This window comes from Shewanella psychropiezotolerans, assembly GCF_007197555.1.
GTDB lineage: Bacteria > Pseudomonadota > Gammaproteobacteria > Enterobacterales > Shewanellaceae > Shewanella > Shewanella psychropiezotolerans.
In genome coordinates, this window is sequence record NZ_CP041614.1 from 1,337,945 (window position 1) to 1,357,111 (window position 19,167).

14 protein-coding genes and 1 riboswitch are annotated in these 19,167 nt (G+C 44.4%); of the genes, 8 read left to right on the top strand and 6 right to left on the bottom strand.

What is annotated here, in order from left to right:
- The first annotated feature begins 37 nt into the window (after positions 1–37).
- Positions 38–790 carry a helix-turn-helix transcriptional regulator gene (locus FM037_RS05915; protein WP_144045234.1) on the top strand — a complete coding sequence of 251 codons (753 nt, stop codon included), beginning with the start codon at positions 38–40 and terminating at the stop codon, positions 788–790.
- 768 nt (positions 791–1,558) lie between these two features.
- Positions 1,559–1,780 carry a cold shock domain-containing protein CspD gene (gene cspD, locus FM037_RS05920; RefSeq protein ID WP_144045235.1) on the top strand — a complete coding sequence of 74 codons (222 nt, stop codon included), beginning with the start codon at positions 1,559–1,561 and terminating at the stop codon, positions 1,778–1,780.
- Between the two features lie 456 nt (positions 1,781–2,236).
- Here cspD and FM037_RS05925 read toward each other — a convergent pair whose 3' ends face one another.
- Positions 2,237–4,204, bottom strand: coding sequence for an alkyl/aryl-sulfatase (locus tag FM037_RS05925; protein WP_144045236.1), 1,968 nt, complete (start codon positions 4,202–4,204; stop codon positions 2,237–2,239).
- Positions 4,205–4,409: 205 nt separating this feature from the next.
- On the opposite strand from FM037_RS05925, the gene FM037_RS05930 reads away from it, so the two are divergent.
- Together FM037_RS05930 and FM037_RS05935 are read left to right on the top strand one after the other, a co-directional pair.
- Positions 4,410–4,631: a hypothetical protein gene (locus FM037_RS05930; protein ID WP_144045237.1), complete on the top strand. Its 222-nt coding sequence runs from the start codon at positions 4,410–4,412 to the stop codon at positions 4,629–4,631.
- Positions 4,632–5,075: 444 nt separating this feature from the next.
- Positions 5,076–5,282, top strand: coding sequence for a dodecin (locus tag FM037_RS05935; RefSeq protein ID WP_144045238.1), 207 nt, complete (start codon positions 5,076–5,078; stop codon positions 5,280–5,282).
- Here the strand turns inward: FM037_RS05935 and queG are convergent.
- Positions 5,279–6,553 (bottom strand): tRNA epoxyqueuosine(34) reductase QueG, encoded by a 1,275-nt coding sequence (gene queG, locus FM037_RS05940; protein WP_144045239.1) that lies wholly within the window; start codon positions 6,551–6,553, stop codon positions 5,279–5,281. The genes FM037_RS05935 and queG overlap by 4 nt on opposite strands.
- Positions 6,554–6,829: 276 nt before the next feature.
- Between queG and FM037_RS05945 the strand changes: the two genes are divergently transcribed.
- Together FM037_RS05945 and FM037_RS05950 are read left to right on the top strand one after the other, a co-directional pair.
- A complete protein-coding gene (locus FM037_RS05945; RefSeq protein ID WP_144045240.1) occupies positions 6,830–7,555 on the top strand; it encodes a sulfite exporter TauE/SafE family protein in 726 nt (241 codons plus the stop codon).
- 315 nt (positions 7,556–7,870) lie between these two features.
- Positions 7,871–9,490 carry a methyl-accepting chemotaxis protein gene (locus tag FM037_RS05950; RefSeq protein ID WP_144045241.1) on the top strand — a complete coding sequence of 540 codons (1,620 nt, stop codon included), beginning with the start codon at positions 7,871–7,873 and terminating at the stop codon, positions 9,488–9,490.
- Positions 9,491–9,659: 169 nt separating this feature from the next.
- On the opposite strand, the gene add is transcribed toward FM037_RS05950, so the two are convergent.
- The 3 genes from add to FM037_RS05965 form a co-directional block, all read right to left on the bottom strand.
- A complete protein-coding gene (gene add / locus FM037_RS05955; protein ID WP_144045242.1) occupies positions 9,660–10,655 on the bottom strand; it encodes an adenosine deaminase in 996 nt (331 codons plus the stop codon).
- A gap of 114 nt (positions 10,656–10,769) precedes the next feature.
- Positions 10,770–10,869: riboswitch (purine riboswitch) on the bottom strand.
- A gap of 225 nt (positions 10,870–11,094) precedes the next feature.
- On the bottom strand, positions 11,095–13,392 hold the full coding sequence (locus FM037_RS05960) for a beta strand repeat-containing protein (protein WP_144045243.1): 2,298 nt from the start codon (positions 13,390–13,392) through the stop codon (positions 11,095–11,097).
- 729 nt (positions 13,393–14,121) lie between these two features.
- Complete coding sequence (locus FM037_RS05965) at positions 14,122–15,864, bottom strand: diguanylate cyclase (protein ID WP_229381100.1); 1,743 nt, start codon at positions 15,862–15,864, stop codon at positions 14,122–14,124.
- A 498-nt stretch (positions 15,865–16,362) separates the two neighbouring features.
- Here FM037_RS05965 and FM037_RS05970 point away from each other — a divergent pair, with 498 nt between their 5' ends.
- The gene (locus FM037_RS05970; RefSeq protein WP_227992698.1) at positions 16,363–16,824 is read left to right on the top strand and encodes a phosphatase PAP2 family protein; all 462 of its coding nucleotides are present in this window, start codon (positions 16,363–16,365) and stop codon (positions 16,822–16,824) included.
- Between the two features lie 93 nt (positions 16,825–16,917).
- On the top strand, positions 16,918–17,355 hold the full coding sequence (locus FM037_RS05975; protein ID WP_144045245.1) for a DUF3069 domain-containing protein: 438 nt from the start codon (positions 16,918–16,920) through the stop codon (positions 17,353–17,355).
- Positions 17,356–18,045: 690 nt separating this feature from the next.
- On the opposite strand, the gene FM037_RS05980 is transcribed toward FM037_RS05975, so the two are convergent.
- Positions 18,046–19,023 (bottom strand): transposase, encoded by a 978-nt coding sequence (locus FM037_RS05980; protein WP_144045246.1) that lies wholly within the window; start codon positions 19,021–19,023, stop codon positions 18,046–18,048.
- Between the last annotated feature and the right edge of the window lie 144 nt (positions 19,024–19,167).

A 19,167-nucleotide genomic window follows, 5' to 3' on the forward strand; every position in this document is an offset into this window, starting at 1 on the left:
CTGGCTAACGAAACATTCAATTGAAGGATGATGAATAATGAGATTGCTGGAAGGGAATAATATCTCGCTTAATATAAAGCAAGTTTCAGATGTATATCAAATGTTTAGTGCCTCATCATCTTGTGATGAGATACTGCAATGTGCTAAGACTTTACAAAACTTGTTGGAAGTTGATGGAGTGGCTCTCATTACTCTGGTTATCCGCCCGGATCACAGTATTAATATTGAGAGGGTCGTTAGTTCCGGATTTGGTTTCGCGGCCAAGAGTGCGGAGTGGGACAGCATATATCAGAAGAAAAAATTTCAATATATTGACCCGATAGTGAGTTGTTCCAAGTCCTTCAGGAACTCTTTTAATTGGAAGTCTGTCCCTTCGATGATGTCGCTGTCAGAGAATCAGTTCAATTTTCTGGAGAGAGCACAGGAGATGGGCTTGAAGGAGGGAGCCAGCATAGGTTCTTTTTCTTCCAGACATATCTATAAGGAGCTGAACATCACATCTGTGTGTGGTTGTTCGCTCAACACGGAGCAGCTCGCGACCTTAGAATTGATCAATGCGGTTTCGGCTCAGGCCATGACCCGTCTTATGCACCCGGTGGAGGAGTTGACGAAGAGAGAGCGGGAGATATTGGCATGGTCTTCCGAAGGAAAGTCATCTTGGGAGATTGGCATGATCTGCTCTATCACAGAGAGAACAGTGAAGTTTCATCTGAAAAACATTTATAAGAAGCTCAATGTACAAAATAGGGCACAGGCGATTGTTTGTGCAATTAGGCAAGGCTTAATATAAGCTGTTTAAATATCATACTTTAGGTGTTTAAATTATAAACTGATATTCTTTAGGATGAATAACGTCAATATTTAAATATATATTCATGAATATAAGAGAACTCTCTAATAACCTATGGTTACTGGGTTTTAGCTTTATATGGTACGGAGAATGGTTAACTCATTATATTCTAGCTGTCTGAGGGAACAGTTATTAAAGTGTCATTTATACAGGATAATGAACTCATAATATATTTGCTTTTGTCTATACATTTAGACATGCAGGTTATTAGTTACTCAGAATAAGTTAAACTCAGATTGAATTATATTTTAATTGTTTGTTTATTATTCGGTTCAGCTCATTGAAATGAGATGGATTAAATAATATATATTCTCTTATTTTTATTTACTCGGTAAATTTCTTATTTAAGACCAATATTTGCCCGTTCCCCCTTGAACGGGCTTTTTTTTGTATATCATTGACTAAAACACCATCTCGGGGACATGCTCCGGCACCACAACTTAACCTGCAGTGAGCTCGATGCTCTCCTTAATACTGATGCCTGCTCGATATGAAGAAGACATTTTATCTTTTTCAGTTGAGCTACTGCCCATTTGAACAGTGCCATGATACTTGCAGATCACGTATTATCATTTTAGTAATTTAACAAGTTAATGACATTTTGTTGGTTATTAATTTCTCGAAGCTGCGGTAACAAGACTGGAAGGGCTAGATAGCGATTCAAGTTCTATATCCAGATCGTCGAATTAAGATGGAAGGATTCTAGGCATGATGAAAGGAACGGTGAAGTGGTTTAACAACACTAAAGGCTTTGGATTTATCTGTCCAGGCGCCGGTGGTGAAGATGTTTTTGCCCACTATTCTGCCATACAAATGGAAGGTTACCGGACTCTGGCGGCAGGCCAAGCTGTCGAATATAAGGTAGAGGCCGGTCCTAAAGGCATGCACGCATTGGCTATAACACCAACGGATGAAATGCCAGTGAATTAGGTTTTAAATGGAGACTCCACATTAACCCTATGATTAAAAAGTAAGATCCCCAAATAGGCACTCAAGGATGAGAGCCATAGAATCGAGTGTTTACTTAAAGAACAAACTCGAATCTCTGTTGTAAACCACAAGCATTAAAATAGCATCATCAACCCTTTGCCCGTTAAGTTCACTCCTTAACGGGATTTTTTTCGTGGTCAGCATCAGCAGCTAGGCCAACATCTCAGACTTATGGAGCTGTATTGTCGATATTGGTTCTAAATTACTCGCTGAGTAATCCTGAACTCATTTCAGGATCCAGCTTGAATGTTTGAGGTAAGATGTAGGGCGTCTGTGGTCCCTATATTTACTATCTAGGTGAATATCGCACAGTTAAAGCAGTAAGTTGTAAGTAAAATGAAGCGTTCCTAGGATCTAGATCCTAGGAACTCAGTTTTTATGATTAAGGCGTGACAGCTATGGTGTCACGATATTAAACCAGAAGTTGAAGTCGTCCAGCATACCGAGAAACTCATTAAACTGTTTCTTGTCGCCACTTATCTTCACTGAACCATTTTTGATGGCTTCATCGAAGGTGAACTCTTTAAGCTGAATACTGTTCATGGTGTTCATCGACATGACTAAAGCGACATCAGGTTTAGCAACCTGGTTTTGGCTGTGGTGCAGAACGGCATTCTCTATCGTTAAGGTGTACTTACTCTTAAGATCAGTAAAGTCGATATTGATATCAAACACTTTCCCGGCCGCTTTTGCCGAGTCGAGTCTGACCGCTAAGAAATCAAACAGCATATCCGGGGTCATGGCGCGAATGGTATCAGGCGTTGCCGTTTGGGTGCCTCCTGCGGATGGGACACCATTTCTCAGTTCATAGGCACCTTGTAGATACACAGAGCGCCACGGACCTGATTCGGCCTGATAGCCAAGTTGCTCGAAAGCATCGGCCAGTAACTCTTTAGCTGGTCGACTCTTAGGGTTAGCAAATACGGCATGTTTCATCACTTCAGCAACCCAGCGATACTCTCCTTTATCAAATGAAGCCTGGGATTTTTTGATCACGGCAGCTTCGCCGCCCATAAAATCCATGTACTTTGTCGCTACCATCTCTGGCGGCAGGTTATTGAGGTTTGAGGGATTACCGTTATACCAGCCCATATACTTTTGATATACGGCGCGGCTATTATGGCGAAGGGTGCCGTAGTAACCGCGAGTCGGCCAGTTTTGTTCCAGCTCGGCAGGTAAGGTGATTATCTCGGAGATCTCTTCACCTGTATAACCTTGGTTCATCAGACGTACTGATTGGTCATGGGTAAATTTGTAGATATCACGCTGCTTTTTAAAATAGGGAATGATGTTTTCAGTGTCCCATACTGGCCAGTGATGACTTTGAAATTTTACTTTGGCCTGGCTGCCCCAGGTATCGATGGTTTCGTCGAGGAAATTGGCCCAAATCAATGCATCTCGCACCTCTGCCCCACGCAGTGTCAAGATGTTGTGCATGGTATTGGTGGAGTTTTCTGCCATCCAGAGCGCTTTCATATCAGGGAACCAGGTATTCATTTCGGCTGGAGCTTCACTGCCAGGCGTTAGCTGAAACTCCATATTGATCCCATCGATACTGAGTTTCTCACCGGTTTTGGTGATCTCATGGCTAGGTAATAATAGGCCAGCGAGCCCGGTCGAGACTGTCATTCCTAGACCACCATTGACGCCCCCTTTTGCATTGCGGGGGAGCATAGCACCGTACATGTATATGGCGCGGCGTCCCATGGCGTTACCTGCGATCACATTTTCTGAGACTGCATGTTCGGTAAAGTGCTCGGGTGAGATAATTTGCACCTCTCCAGACGCAACTTGCTCTGTGGTAGCAATTCCTGTTGCGCCGCCGTAATGATCGATATGGCTATGGCTGTAGATGATAGCCACAACCGGACGCTCTCCTAACTGTTCATTGATAAAGTCCAGCGCGGCTTTCGCAGTCTCGGGTGAGATAAGTGGATCGAAGACAATCCAGCCTGTTTTACCTTTGATAAAGGTGATATTGGATAGATCGAAGCCACGAACTTGATAGATGTTGTCGGTGACCTTAAATAGACCATGTTGGATCACAAGCTGAGCGTTTCGCCACAGACTTGGGTTAACTGTATCTGGCGCGTCCTTATCGATACTGATGTAGGTCTTGTACTGCTCCAGATCCCAGACCACATTGCCCTGAGAGTCCTTGATGGTGACAGTATCAGGTTTGGCGATAAAGCCCCGTTGGGCATCTTCAAAATCTTGTCTGTCACTGAAGGGTAAGGCCTTCAGTACCGCAGCATTGGCTACCTTGGTATATTGACTGGCGGGTTTTGACTGAGTCGCAGCAAGACTCGAGTGAGGTAAAACCAGAGAAAATGCGACTAGCAGCGCAAGCTTAGATCTATTCATTACAAATTCCTTTTATAACGGAGAGGGAAAAGCTGATTTAAATAATGGGTAAAAGTATAGTGAACTTAACGGGGAACGGTTGAATTATCAACAGCTAATGTGATGATTTTTTTAATATTTACAGAGGTAAGATTTTAGGAAGGGAGGACGTTTTTACTTTGTAATTGGAACTGCTGGATTCCAGCCACAGGCATGCTGGAATGACGTGTGGTTTCTGGTGGTTTCTGGTGGTTTCTGGTGGTTTCTGGTGGTTTCTGGTGGTTTCTGGTGGTTTCTGGTGGTTTCTGGTGGTTTGTGTATTAGTCGTCATCCTAAACTCGTTTCAGGATCCAGCTTGAATACTTTTTCAGTTTTCCCCGTCATTCCGAAGGGTAATACCATTCCGAGTAAGTATCTGATCATTCAACGGGAGTTCAAAGCGCTGTAGGCAAGGGCTATATTTGCTCCTGCAATATAGACATTCACCACATCCATGCGGCTTGCGAATATTTGAAGCTAATAGTTATTCTCGGCAACAAGCTCCTGCGTTGCTCTACCTCCTGCATCCATGCAGTCGTATATCGAGAACATTCAACGTAGCATAAAGGGCTTTGCCCTTTTCTTTAAACATCAGCCGCACTGCGTGAGGCTCTCAGCGTTTCCACTTTTGTGTTACATTGACTTAAAAGGGAATAACCATTTCCTCATCAATGCGCCTTGAATTGAAAAAGCTGAGAGTCTCTGAATTGACCAGATACTTATATGGAATGGTATAAGAAGCTAGGTGCTGATAGCTCTCCTATACTGAGTTGGACAGAGTGTTGTTTTGCTCTTGCTCTATTACTCGTAATAATCTGTACTCGCGCAATCACTGGATTACCCGGAGCTAGTCATGAGTCATACCTATAAAGTTATTGAATTAGTGGGATCTTCGCCTATCAGTTCGGATGAAGCGATCAAAAATGCCGTCACTTCCGCGGGGCAGACTTTGAAGCATCTTAGGTGGTTTGAGGTGATTGAGACTCGGGGACATCTGGAGGCGGGCTTGATTGCTCACTGGCAGGTGACCATCAAGGTTGGGTTTACGATAGAACCTTAGGCATCCCTTGGCAGGCCTTTTTCGATGCTGCGGATCACTCTTTGTGTTTTGCGGCTGAGGGATGAGGCGTTCTGGACTCTATCTGACTGGCTCAAGGCTGCTGTTTCACGGCCTTTTGTTTCCAGGCTCTGTTTTTCCAGGATAAGGGCTGATGCTAGCTTGGTGTGTTGCTGAGTCAGGGCCCAGTCGATATGTTCTATGACCATCTCATCGACCTCTTTGGATGCTTTTCTCTGCTCGAGCCCTTGGACGACCTTTTCTGAAGCTGGGGCATTTCCTAAGGCGACGGCGATGTTTCTTAGCCAGCGCTTATGTCCGATACGGCGAATGGGGCTGCCTTCGGTGATCTTGAGAAACTCGGCCTCAGTCCAACCAAAGAGGATAAGCAATTCAGGTTGTTTAAGTGGGTCCCGGGTGTGAAAATCACTCTCGAGGGTGAGCGGCGCCTTGCTGTTGACCGGGCATACTAGCTGGCAGTCATCACAGCCGTAGATACGGTTACCTATGAGAGGACGAAACTCTTCAGGAATGGCCCCTTGCAGCTCTATGGTCAGATAAGAAATGCAACGTCTGCCATCGACGATATACGGCTCGACTATGGCATTGGTTGGACATGACTTGATGCAGGCGACGCAGGTATTACAGCCCTCACTGACGGGAATGTCCACGGGCAGGGGCAGGTCGAGTAATAGCTCACCGAGAAAGAACCAGCTGCCCACCTCTTCATTGAGCAATAGACTGTGTTTACCAGTCCAGCCCAGACCAGCTTTCTCGGCTAGGGGCCTCTCGAGTATCGGCGCCGAGTCCACAAAGGGGCGGAAGTTAGTTTTGCCCGCATTCATGATATCAAGCTCGGCCTGAATCATCTGGCCTAGCTTCTTGAGGCGATTACGGATCAACTTGTGATAGTCCCGTCCGCCGGCATAACGGGAGATATAGGCAAGGTTGGGATCTTTGAGATTAGTCGCGAAGCCTGCTTCTGGCGGCAGGTAGTTCATTCTGGCTGAGATGACCCTGATAGTGCCGGGGTGCAGCTCATGTGGACGGGCACGCATCATGCCATGGGCTTCCATATACGCCATATCACCATGATAGCCCTTGTCCAGCCACTGCTGTAACTTGAGCTCTTCGCTGGTTAAGTCTGTGTCACATATACCTATTTGAGCAAAGCCCAGCTCAATGCCCCACTGCTTGATTTTAGCTGTGAGTTCTCTTAGTTCTGCTGGTGAGAAGAGGTGGGAATTTGTTGGAGGTTGAGCTGTGTCAGACATAGGATTGGTATATAAATAGGCAATGAAATACCACAATATGATAACAGTAATTCGCTACCTTAGCTGCTGATTTGATTAAGCCTGCCTCTTGGGCTTAGTTACAGTTTCCACTAGATGTGAATTTTGGCAACTTTTATCTATTATTCCTCCTGTTGCCAGTTTTGATTCGAATGGATAGTATTACAGCAGGCATTTAAATCATGCTATTCGAATCAAGAGTTAACTGACGCAAAGACCTAGGAACTAGTCCCTAGGATCTAATTCTTAAAGGGAAACATGGATTATACGCTTATCATTTCCCTTTTCCTGTTAACCACCTTTACCTCCACCGTAGCGGGTATATGTGGCTTAGGCGGCGGACTTATCTTAGCCGTGACTTTACCTTGGTTCGTACCAGCCGCAGCTGTCATTCCTATTCATGGCACCACCCAATTAGCGAGTAATTTCACTCGTCTCGGATTTTCCTTCAAGCACATATATTGGCCGGTTGTGGGTCCGTTTGTGCTGGGTTCCTTGGTCGGTATCGCCCTGTTCGGCTTCTTCCTGATAAACCTGTCGACTGAGTTTATTCCCTTGTACATCTCGATTTATCTGCTGCTTAGCCTCTGGGTAAAACCTATTGAAGATTTACTTGGCAAGCTGGAAAACTTTTATCTGGTTGGCGCGGCGCAGACTGGTCTGGGGTTAGTGGTAGGTGCTCCCGGTCCACTGACCATAAACCTTTTGATGAAGCGCTTGACTGATAAAGATCAGATCATTGCCACAGCGGCGCTGTTGATGGGCTTGAGTAATGTTTCTAAAGTGGTGACTTATGCGGGATTAGGATTCATTTTTTCCGATTTTTTGCCACAAATACTCTCGGCTATCTTAGGGGCTTCTTTAGGTTCTTTGATTGGCACTAAGCTAAGAGGAAAGATCGACAACCAGAAGTTTATGAAGGCCTTGAAGTGGATATTAACCTTATTGGCAATTCAAACACTTGTTCGTTTTAGCTATGGCTGAATAAAGGATGCTACTAGCGCTCTCTTGCATCACTCAGCCCTCCATAACCCCCTAGTATTCCTGTTTATATTCATCTGAACTTTGTTTGTCTACAGGCTATTAATTTTGCTTTCTGTTGTTATTCTGGCTTCTTGGGCTGTTTTATTATTTAAGTTGAGTTATTTGCGTTGTCCCTGCCGTAATTGTTCCTCACCATAACAATAGTTATTCATTTTTGACGCATATTTAATGTGTGTTAATGCTAGTTTCATACCAGTTTCGGTGTTAGTTATATAAGGCAGTACATAAAAACAACTATTTTCTAAGGTTCCTTATATGACGCTTAATCGCAAGATAATGACATTTGTGGGCGTACTCTTTATCGCCTTGATAAGTATTGCAGTCTTAGGTCTGCAGGCCTTATCTAAAGCCAGTGAAAGTGACAATATTGCCCGAATTAATCAGTTGATGAAGAGTACGGTCAATATTGTTGAGCAGTTTGAGCAATTAGCCGCATCGGGTGAACTCAGTGAGTCCAAGGCTAAGCAGTATGCCGCTCAGATGCTCAGAGAGAATAAATATCACGACTCTGAATATGTCTATGTGGTCGACGACAAACTAGACTTTTTAGCTACCCCACACGATCCCCAACTTCATGGCACCAGCTTCAACGATTTTAAGGATGCCAGCGGTAAGAGTATCGGCCAGATGGTGGAGGGCTTAGTGGGTAACAAGACCCAGCAGATCATCACCTATCATTGGGATTCTGAGCGTAATGGCACCGTCGTCGATCTCACCTCTGTGGTACAGAAAACCAGTCGTTGGGGCTGGTATGTGGGAACCGGGATCAGTTCCGCCGAAGCCAATGAACGCTACTGGTCTGTGGCCAAGTGGCTGTTAACCCTATCTATCATCATCGCTGTGGTATTGTCCTTTGCCCTCTATCGTTTCGGAGCAAGCATGCGTAATGCGTTAGGCGCCGAGATTGAAGATGTGCGCAATATTGTGATCAAAGTCTCAAGGGGCGACTTGAAGCAAAATCCTGACTTTAAATATGCCAGCAATGACAGCGTTGTCGGTGCGATAAATTATATGCAGGAAGGATTGCAAGACGTTGTAAAAGAAATAAAAAATGTCGCTGACACTCTTAATGAGCAAATGGTGGAATCAGAGAGTCGCGCCACGGAATTAGATAACTTAACCAGGACTATGAATGAGGAAACCCAGATGGTGGCTTCGGCTGTCACTGAGCTTACCGCTTCATCGGGTACTGTTGCTGACCATGCTAAGCAGACTGCCGACTCTGTCACCGCCGCGGAAAAACAAGGGCTGAACGCTCATCTCTTGACTGAGGAAGCGTCTAAAACCATAGCCCTGCTTGAGACTCAGATAGAGAGTGCGGGTTCGAATATTCAGATCCTCGATGATGAGGTCAATAATATCGCCAATGTGCTGTCTGTGATCCAGGGGATTGCCGAACAGACCAACCTACTGGCACTCAACGCGGCTATCGAAGCGGCACGCGCCGGAGAGCAAGGTCGTGGTTTCGCCGTGGTTGCCGATGAAGTGCGTCAATTGGCTCAGAGGACTCAGAGCAGCACGGGTGAGATCAATAAGATGATTGTTAAGCTGCAGACCGCTGCTAAGGATGCGAAAACTTCTGTGACTCAGAGTATAACGACCAGTGAAGAGACGGTGGCTAAATCACATCAGGTGTCTGAAGAGCTCAAAAATATTGCGACCTCGCTATCTGAAATCTCCTCGATGAGCCATCAGATCTCGGAGGCGGCGTCGGAGCAGTTAACGGCGGGGGAGGACTCGGCTCAACGAATCGTCAATATCTCAGAAACAGCCGAAAATACGGCATCAGTGTCTCATTCGTCCCATGCGACCAGCGCCCAGATCCAGATGTTAACTAAGAATCTGGAGAAAGAGGTGCAGAAGTTCTCTATCTAATACTCTCAGCTAGAGTAAGAGTAAGTGCTCACATACTAAGAGCTGATGAGTTAGCCCAACTTTTCTCTGCATAGGTGATAGGACGGACTAAATATGATGGATCAGGCATGAAAAAAGCCAGCCTATACGAACGTATAAGCTGGCTTTTTATTCTGTATTTTAGACAAACCTAGTCGACGAAGCTCATCAGATGTTGTTTGACTTCATCTGAAGCAAAGGCTTGTTCGACACTGATTTTATAGATGTTGAAGTAATCTTCACGGCTCAGGCTGAACTCTTGCATCACCTTTCGTACCTCGTCTGTCATAGTGGTATTGGAGACGGTGCGGTTATCTGTGTTGATTGTGATGGGCAGCCCATCTTCATAAAAGGCTTTCAGCGGATGCTCACTAAGATTATCCACCGCTTTCGTCTGAATATTACTGCTGGGGCAGGTCTCCAGGCCGATATTCTGCTGTTTCACTAGGTCATAGGCGCCCTGATGACCCGTGATATGAATCCCATGACCCACACGCTCGGCTTTAAGCATAGAGATGGCGTCGAATACGTTTTGACCCACGCCTTGCTCTCCGGCGTGTATAGTGATGCGGTAGCCTTTCTCGATGGCGTAAGCTACATAGGGGATAAACTCACTGCAAAATCCCGGTAGCTCTGCGCCAGCCAAGTCGAAGGCCACCACGCCCTTGTTCAGATAAGGAGCGCCCGCATCGATAACATCTCTGATGTTATCCTTGGGGAACGTTCTCAAGATAGAGAGAATATAGTTGCCCTTAATATCATACATGGCTTCGGCGCGATGCATGCCTTTGACGACTGAGCCTATGATCTGATCGAAGCTTAGGCCCAGCAACTGATGCAGTTGTGGGCCGAATCTGACCTCGAAATATTTGACGTTTTCCTTAGCCGCATCCTCGAAAAGCTCAAATGAAATACGCTCGATACCCGCTTGGGTCTGCATCACAGACAGAGGAAGGTCGAAACGCATCAGATACTCTTCGAGATTTTGACATGTCTCGGGGGCGATCATTAATGCACGGATTTCGTTGATGTCTTGGCTGGGAATGGAGATGCTTTGCTCGTTGGCCAGATCGATAATCGTTTGTGGGCGAACGCTGCCATCTAAGTGACAATGTAGATCGATCTTGGGTAAGCTTAAATAATTCATGAGTCTCTACCTTTATTGGATAGTACCTATATGAATACCGATTAAAAGAGGGATCTATAGCGCTTATTGGACGCAGATCCTGTCTATTAACAGATAGTCTATATTGGAGATAGTGCATAAAGTTACAGACTTCATAATCAAGAATTTAAGGCTCTTGGTAGAAACTCCCAAACCATATCATTGGGATTATACGAAGCGATTTTTCGGACTATAACATTAGCTATAAGTGACTGCAACGTTCGACTTTAGCGCTTGCTAATTTACTCTGACTTGATCTAGTGGCTTGATGGCGTGGATTTATTTTGATGTCTTGATTGCGATTCGTTGAACACTTTGGGGGAAGCATGGTTCTGGATTGATAACATTAACTCAGCAAAAAGGGGGCTAATGCCCCCTTAGGTTTAGTTCAACTTAAGATACGTTTACTCGTACCTTGGTTTTACATAGAACCTTGGTTGATCATCACTGAGTTGTTTGAACCAACTTGAGTCACAGCCGCGGTGTTAGACATATCAGTTTGGATGATATTGGCGTAATTCATGGCGCCGCCGGTGGCCGTAACATAAGCAACATGGCTGTTGCCCGTTTGAGATACGAGTAATTCGTTCTCTGCGCCCCAAGTCGAATCTACATCGGCGAAGTTAAGGTCACCATTTTGGTCGATATCAACCAGTGAACCGTTATGTGAAGACTCTGCCGAAACTAAATTACCGTTACCAATCTGGTCGATATACATGGTGTTATCTGAACCTGTAGAGGTTGCACCTATGTCACGGCCTGTATCTGAGTTAGATATACGGTTATTATTACCATTTTGAGTAATAAATATCTCGCTGCCCGCACCAGAGAAGGTGCCTGCACCTGCATAGTTACCAAGACCCGTCTGGTCGATAGTGATGCTGTTACCGAAACTAGTAGCATCTTGCATAACCAGTACATCGTTACCTAAACCATTTTGAGTCACGGCTACAGTATCGCGGTTACCGTCTTGATAGATATCTGCATTGTTAGACACAAGCGCCGTATCGGAACTCACCTGGCTGACTGTCGCATCATTGCCGTTACCTGTTTGGGTAACACGAGTCGTTTGCTGATAGTCCTGAGTAACAGATGAACTGTTGTTATTACCGTCTTGTACTACTCTGGCAGTGTTTTGTGAATCTTGCTGTATGCTTGACTCATTGCCATTACCGTTAATTTGCAATGAAAAAACAGTGTTAGAGATCCCTTGTGTGACCTCAGCATAGTTGTTGTTACCATCGACCTGAATGACATCTGCTTGGTTAGCTGAGCCTTGCTCTATGTTAGATTCGTTACCATTGCCTTCAAGCTGTAATACAAACACATCGTTAGCTTGGTCTTGCTCTATATTGATGTAGTTATTATTGCCACCGTCTTGTGCTACGAATGCTGTGTTGTCATCTTCTTGCTCTATCCAAGACTGGTTACCGTTGCCGCTAACTTGTATCACTGTAGCCGAGTTATCATCATCTTGATCTATCCAAGAGCTATTACGGTTACCATTGTCTTGGACCACAGTCACTGTGTTGTCGTCATCCTGATCGATATCGGAGAAGTTACCATTGCCGTTAGTCTGAGTAACGTTAACTGTGTTGTCATCATCTTGATCTACCCAAGACTCGTTGTTGTTACCGCCACCCTGATAGATACGCAATGAGTTATCATCATCCTGTTCGATATCTGAGAAGTTACCGTTACCATTTTCCTGGGTGACGTAGGTGACGTTATCGTCATCTGAATTTAGGTATGACTCATTACCGTTACCGTTTTGCTGAGTGATATAGGCTTGGTTTCTATCTTCCTGGATCACATCTGATACGTTGCCATTACCATTTAGCTGAGTGACTATCGCCTGGTTATCTTCATCCCCTGAGCGATCGGCTTGATCGATATAAGATTCGTTGTTGTTACCCGTTTGGCTGATAATCGCCGTGTTGTTCTCTGCCTGAAGCACTTCTGAGTAGTTACCATTGCCCATTTGTGTCACGGTCGCCGTGTTCATTTCAAGCTGATCTACGTATGAGCCATTAGCATTACCAGTTTGGCTGACCGATGCTAGGTTCTGCCCAACGCCGTCATCACCGTTTTGATAGATGGTCGAGTCGTTTCTATTACCAGATTGTATCGATGTCGCCGTGTTTTGTTGAGCCGATTGGCTAATGAGTGCGACGTTATCGTTACCCGTCTGTGTCAGAGTGGCGAGTGTAGTATCGCCACCTATGCTACCCGTCGATTGGGTGATATCGGCATCGTTACCCGAACCAGACTGAGTCAGGTTGGCAACGGCTGCGTCAGAACCTGTTTGACCTATATAGGCATCATTGCCTTGGCCGACATGCTGAGTGATGGTCGCGAGTGCACTATCTGAGTCAGTGTTCTCGATGAGAGCGGTGTCGCCATTACCGGTTTGAATGATGTTCGATGAAGCAGAAGTCACATCGGCTTGGCTGACTATGGCTGAATTACGGTTGCCCGATTGCTGGATATCGGCAATGTTCAGATCCGAATTTAACTGATCCACTTGGGCTGTGTTGCGGTTACCATCTTGGTCAATCAATGCCTGATTACTATTGCTTTCGATAGTCTGGTTAACGGTCGCGCCGTTATTATTACCATCTTGTGTCACAGTCGTATTGTTATCAATACTGGCAGCTGAGGCTCCCGAAGAAGCGAGTAAAGCCGCTGATATCAGCATGGCAATCTTAGAATGTTTCATTAAATTATTCCCTTATTAACTAGTTAGTTGCTTAATTTGAGCCGTTAAAAACTTTGGTCATCGACTCAAAATAAAACAGACAAGATCCTTGCTGCTGGATCAAGATTAAAAACATTTTTGTTTGTACTCGTTGTTACCGCTTGATAGATAAGTCTCATCATTTTGAATGACTCGATCCCTATGTCACTGAGAATTGACTTAGTACACTCACTCCTTTCTTCATACCTAGGATTTAGCGTGTCAATTTATTGACGACAATTATGAGGAGTTAACGACTGAGTAACATCAGTCTTGAGTATTAAAGGATCTAGGTAGAAAGGATGTAATTACACTGGGTACTAATACTTTTATACTATTCGTAAATCCATGTTGTTAGTCTAAGTTATTGTTTTAATTTATGTTGGTTGTTTTTGTGATCGAATGAGATAGATAAACAAGTTAGAGTCAGAAATCTAGAATAACAATACTAAAGTGTTACGGAGTGGGAGCGGAAAGTAGGGCTTGGGCGGACAATATGTGATTATTGATTCATGTTTTTTCCAAGTATGATTTTCAGGCATAAGAGCTTCAGATATAAGAGGTTATATGAGAACCCATTCCTCAGTGCTGGTTATTTTTCTAAATGTACTTCATGGTGAATACTTTGGCATTATGACTGTGCCTGAAGATGTGGAAATAATCTGGCGTGATAAGATCGCAGGATGACTAAGCGCTAGTGATTGCTTGTATTCATCCTGATTTGACACAGTTTCTTCCACTAGATTTAGCCAGATATAGCCCTTTATCGGCGCGCTGTAGTAGTTCGGAGAAGTTTCTATCTTGTTCCCTGGCGGCGACCCCTGCGCTGATGGTCATGGTTAATTCTTGGGCTATATCACTCAAGTCTGTCATGGCTATGGAGTCCACTAAACGCTCGGCAATCTCTGTGGCTTGTTCTAAGTTGGTATGAGGTAATATGACTAAGAACTCTTCGCCACCGACCCGGCCTACTAGATCCGATTTTCGCATCAGATCACTGGCAATGTTTGCCAGTGAAATTAACGTCTTATCGCCGATATTGTGGCCAAAGTTGTCATTGATCTTCTTGAAGTGATCGGCATCGAACAAGATTAAGGCCATCACATCATGGTTTTCAGAGAAAGCTTGTTCGCCGACGGTATAGGCGTGTCTGCGATTTGCTAGTTTAGTCAAGTGATCTGTCAGGGCTAAAGTACTAAATAGTTTAGATTTTTGTGCTTGTTTATAGGCAAATAAAGAGATGACTATAATGACTATGATGGCGAGAAAGATGACAGTAAATTGTAAGTATCGATTTTGCTGTAAAATTTGTAATTCATGCTCCTTTATCTGCTGTGTCTCTAGCAGCAAGAGGTTTTCAGTTTCAACTTGCTTAGTATTGAATCGAGTCTGCATCTCTGCGGTTCTATGAGTCTGTAGCTTGATATCCAATTCATTATGGAGTTGATTAAAATGTTCCAGTGAATGGTATGCATGCTCCCATTGGAAAAGAGCCGCGAATACCTGACTTTCTAGCATATAGAGCTGGGTGAGACCACGAGTATTCTTGACTCTCAAGAAGGCAGATTTAGCTTCTTCGATAAGGGGAATTGCCGCGATGGGCTGGCCTTGTAATAGCTGGAACTGGGCGCGAAATAGCATCATAAAGCTATAGAAGGCTTCATCTGTAGGTAGAACATGCTTCTGTGCTTCATCAAGATATTTTTGAACCTCATCTAAGCGGCCCAACTTGATAAGAATCCCCGCTAAGTTAATGGCGACAAAACTTTGGGCTAGTTCATCTTTTTCCTGCTGCCAGTATCGATAGCTTTGCAGATGTTTCTTCAGTGCCGCTTCATTTTCACCTAATTCTTCCAGGGCGATGGCCATCTCCGTCACCATGTCCGTGGCGGATTCGAGATCGCCAGTTTCGATAAATTTGGCTTCGAGTTTTGCATAATACTTATATGCCGTGTGAGGATCGCCAAATCGACGATAACTAGTGGCTATTTCGGCTAAGTTATATCGACTCCAGAATGCCAGGTTTAAGTCATCGTAGAGCTGTTGAGCACTGTATAGGTCTTCCAGTGCCAAGGCGTAATTGCCCTGGAAGGAGTAGATAGCGCCTCGCAGGCCTCGGGCATCGGCGATAAGCCTAGGGGACTCAAGTTGATAGGCTTGAGCTATGACTTGATTGTATTCATTTAAGGCTAGGTCGACGTTTCCCGCGACTTGATAAAACCAGGCTCGGCACAGCTTTAAATCGGCAAAGGTCTCAGGAGATTGCTTGATGATTTCAGCATTCAGTTGTTTTTGGGCAAACTCTAATCCTTTAGCTCTCTGAGCACTGTCATATGCATCTGTGCTCCAACATAGTACTCGCTGTAATCTGAGATAGTTATCCAGATCGGTTAAGGTGATGTTGGCTTTTAGATACTTAAGTTTAGTTTTAAGGTCGTCACTGGATAAGGTCACACCACTTTCCAATTCTTCGAAGGTAGTATTTAGATTTTTCGGCTCATCGGCCAAGACGAGAGGCGAGAGCAATATGATCAATAGCCAAGGAAAAGTTAGCTTGCCAGCCCCCTAAGTGTGAGCGTTCGGTAAACTAGAGCCTGACATATTAGTGCAAGCTTGGATATGATTCGATGTCGTAAAAGCCGATAAATCATTATGGGCTGATGCTTCCTCTTCGTTGGATCATGATGTACAGCATACACAAATTCTAGCCGAGATTACTTCAATATTATATATTTTATATGCAAAAAATTGACATAAGATATTGTATCTTTGGATGTTACAAATGAAGGTTGGCACTTGTCTACTTACTACTTATTTTGCTTTTATGTTGGGGGGCAGGTATAAAGGCTGCCATATTTTATCTATCTAAGAGCTTCATTGCCGTGAGAGCCATATTTGCGAGCATATTATTATTGAGTGGGTCAGCTAACGCTTAATGGTAGTGGATCTAATTTGGAAAAGTCTGGTGATGCGCTTTATCTGTTAATTCCTGTCGTCACATTCGGTGCGACTCTGTTTGTCGAAGATGACTATGAGGGAAGCAGGCAGTTGATTAAGACCGGCCTTGTTTCGCGCCTTGCTGTTGAAGGGCTTAAATATGCAATCGACAAGGAAAGGCCAGATGGCTCAGATAATGACTCGTTTCCTTCGGGACATGCGGCGGATACGTTCGCAGCGGCGACCTTTGTTCAGCAGAGATTTGGTTGGGAGTGGGCCATTCCTGCCTATATAGGTGCGGCTTATGTGGGGTATCCCCGAATTGCCAGCGATCAGCATCATATTGAAGATGTATTGATCGGCGCCGCGATCGGGGTTGTATCCGGACTTTACTTTACCGACCCCTATAAAGGCATCACCATTACACCGATAGCAGGTAATGGCAGCTACGGCCTGTATGTTAGTGGCAGATTTTGAGTTCAGAGGCCAGTTTAAGTTCAACGCTAGTGTTAAATATCAGTCATTACTGATCCTAAGCCCATTTTTATTGAAAATTTATAGAGCAAAACCATGATTGAGATCACCCCAGAGTATAAGACCCGCGTCGAGCAGGTGTCATTGAATGTATGTAATGTTGTTCTTCCTATGGATCAGCTCCCAGAGAATCTGTTGGAAGCCTACGCTAACCTCTGTAATGAGTTGCTAGAAGATACTGATGAGAAATTCATCAAAGGCTGGCAAGCCTTGCCGAACAGTGCCAGGGCTCAGTTGCCACAGGCGGACTTTCATGGCTTTTATATTGCTAATGCCTGGATACAGCTGAGCCGAGTGGCACAAGACATTTCCGAGATGGCCGAGAGTGACGAGGCCATAGACGAGAAAGAGTACAACGGCATCTTCACCCGTATCTCAGATGATTCTCTCAAGGATTGTTCGAAGAAGCTGAAAAAGTCTCGCACCGATAGAGCTCTGTTTAACAGCATCATGGCAGTTATCGACGGAAAATAGCTGTCTCATCATGGATGAGATATTAATCCTATTAGGACTGACTATTGAGGTAACAGGCTATCTGTAAAGGCTATGGGAAACCATGGCCTTTTTTTGTACTTTTGTTTTAGGCAGCGGCTTGCCAGATAACAAGTCTTAACTATCTTCTTAATGGGTTAATGGGTTAAAGGGTTAAAGGGCTAAAGGGTTAAAGGGTTAAAGGGTTAAAGGGCTAAAGGGTTAAAGGGTTAAAGGGCTAAAGGGTTAAAGGGTTAAAGGGTTAAAGGGTTAAAGGGTTAAAGGGTTAAAGGGTTAAAGGGTTAAAGGGTTAAAGGGTTAAAGGGTTAAAGGGTTAAAGGGTTAAAGGGTTAAAGGGTTAAAGGGTTAAAGGGTTAAAGGGTTAAAGGGTTCACTTGAGAGGTTCTTGGTGAGCTTGCTAAGTACAATAGCCTTATCAGGTTTCATTGCTTGTTACAACCAATATGCAAGCAAAGAACGAAGCCACCCATTATAAATCAACAACATGCCAGCCTTATTTCTGGTTATCAAGATTCAACTCAGTGACGGGATTAACTCAGCCAGTAATCAGGCTTTCTGAGCTAATTATTTATAGATTTTGATCGTTTAAGGAGGGAAATGGTGAATTTTACGCAGGACTATCCTAACCCATTAAATGGATAGGTTAGCTGGAATAAGGAATGATTGAACGTATCAGCTTGCTTGTAAATACTGACAACATTGAGAGAAATGCCGTCGTCGCTTCTCTAAGTGTTCACAGTAGCTCGTTAGCTCCTGCAAGGTGCCTACAGGCCCATGAAATAGCTTACCAAAATCAGCAGTGAGTTTTATCCAGTTATCACTGGGAATATTGAGTCGTGTCAGTATTCTTGCTGCATTGACTGAGATTGCACCTCGCTTATCATCACGAAGTATACGACCCGTTTCATCAACCAGCTCTAAGTAGTCTTTAAGATCAAAGTTGATACCTTTAGTTTGGTGCTCATGCTCATTGCCAATAAAAGGCAGGAGTTTTATCGGTTGCTTCCCCTTCAAGGCCGCCTTAACTCTTAGCTGAAGGCTGGTATAATCAGAATTTTCTGGTGTTTGAGCTACCTTCGCACGGATAGGGTTCAGTTCAACATAAGCCATACACGCTAAAACGGCCGCTTCATCGAGTAAAGCTTGGCTTTTAAACCTTCCCTCCCAGAAATGCCCGGTGCAGTTATCTTCATCGTTGGCTTTCCTAGCTATGGGCTCATTGAGACAACGCATGAACCAGCTAATATCGCTGAGACGTGAGCGATAAGTGGCAATAAAATGTTTTAATTTAGCCACTTGGTACTCATCAACGACCTCTCCTTTAGCGAACTTCTGTGTAATCTCTGTACCCTTGAAACATTTATGCCACTGTTCAACCACCTCTCTATCGGACCAGGTATTGACCGTCTCTAAATCAATATACAGCACTAAATGCAGATGATTACTCATCACGGCATAGGCAGCCACATCAATAGCAAACACCTCTGTCAATTTGAGGAGCTGCGTTTCTACCCAACCCCGACGATGGTCATAGTTTTTGCCTGTATATTTGTCGTCTCCGCAGAGATGGGCGCGGCGGACTACGCGACTACAGCAGTGATAGTAAGGTGTGTCTTCGAGACTAATTTGAGTACTTCGAGGGCGGGGCATAATAATCTCCAGCTTAAACTCTTCATTAAGCTTAGTAAGAAGAGTAACTGTATGCCATTAATTATGGGTGGCCAGATTTTTTGATTTCTGCTTCATTTACTGATGTGGCTATCCCTAATTACTGATACTGAGTATTTGTCTTTA

What these genes read in the sequence shown, in the direction of transcription:
- FM037_RS05915 (WP_144045234.1), top strand. Translation starts at nt 38, where the DNA reads ATGAGATTGCTGGAAGGGAATAATATCTCGCTTAATATAAAGCAAGTT.
- cspD (WP_144045235.1), top strand. Translation starts at nt 1,559, where the DNA reads ATGATGAAAGGAACGGTGAAGTGGTTTAACAACACTAAAGGCTTTGGA.
- FM037_RS05925 (WP_144045236.1), bottom strand. Translation starts at nt 4,204, where the DNA reads ATGAATAGATCTAAGCTTGCGCTGCTAGTCGCATTTTCTCTGGTTTTA.
- FM037_RS05935 (WP_144045238.1), top strand. Translation starts at nt 5,076, where the DNA reads ATGAGTCATACCTATAAAGTTATTGAATTAGTGGGATCTTCGCCTATC.
- queG (WP_144045239.1), bottom strand. Translation starts at nt 6,553, where the DNA reads ATGTCTGACACAGCTCAACCTCCAACAAATTCCCACCTCTTCTCACCA.
- FM037_RS05945 (WP_144045240.1), top strand. Translation starts at nt 6,830, where the DNA reads ATGGATTATACGCTTATCATTTCCCTTTTCCTGTTAACCACCTTTACC.
- FM037_RS05950 (WP_144045241.1), top strand. Translation starts at nt 7,871, where the DNA reads ATGACGCTTAATCGCAAGATAATGACATTTGTGGGCGTACTCTTTATC.
- add (WP_144045242.1), bottom strand. Translation starts at nt 10,655, where the DNA reads ATGAATTATTTAAGCTTACCCAAGATCGATCTACATTGTCACTTAGAT.
- FM037_RS05960 (WP_144045243.1), bottom strand. Translation starts at nt 13,392, where the DNA reads ATGAAACATTCTAAGATTGCCATGCTGATATCAGCGGCTTTACTCGCT.
- FM037_RS05975 (WP_144045245.1), top strand. Translation starts at nt 16,918, where the DNA reads ATGATTGAGATCACCCCAGAGTATAAGACCCGCGTCGAGCAGGTGTCA.
- FM037_RS05980 (WP_144045246.1), bottom strand. Translation starts at nt 19,023, where the DNA reads ATGCCCCGCCCTCGAAGTACTCAAATTAGTCTCGAAGACACACCTTAC.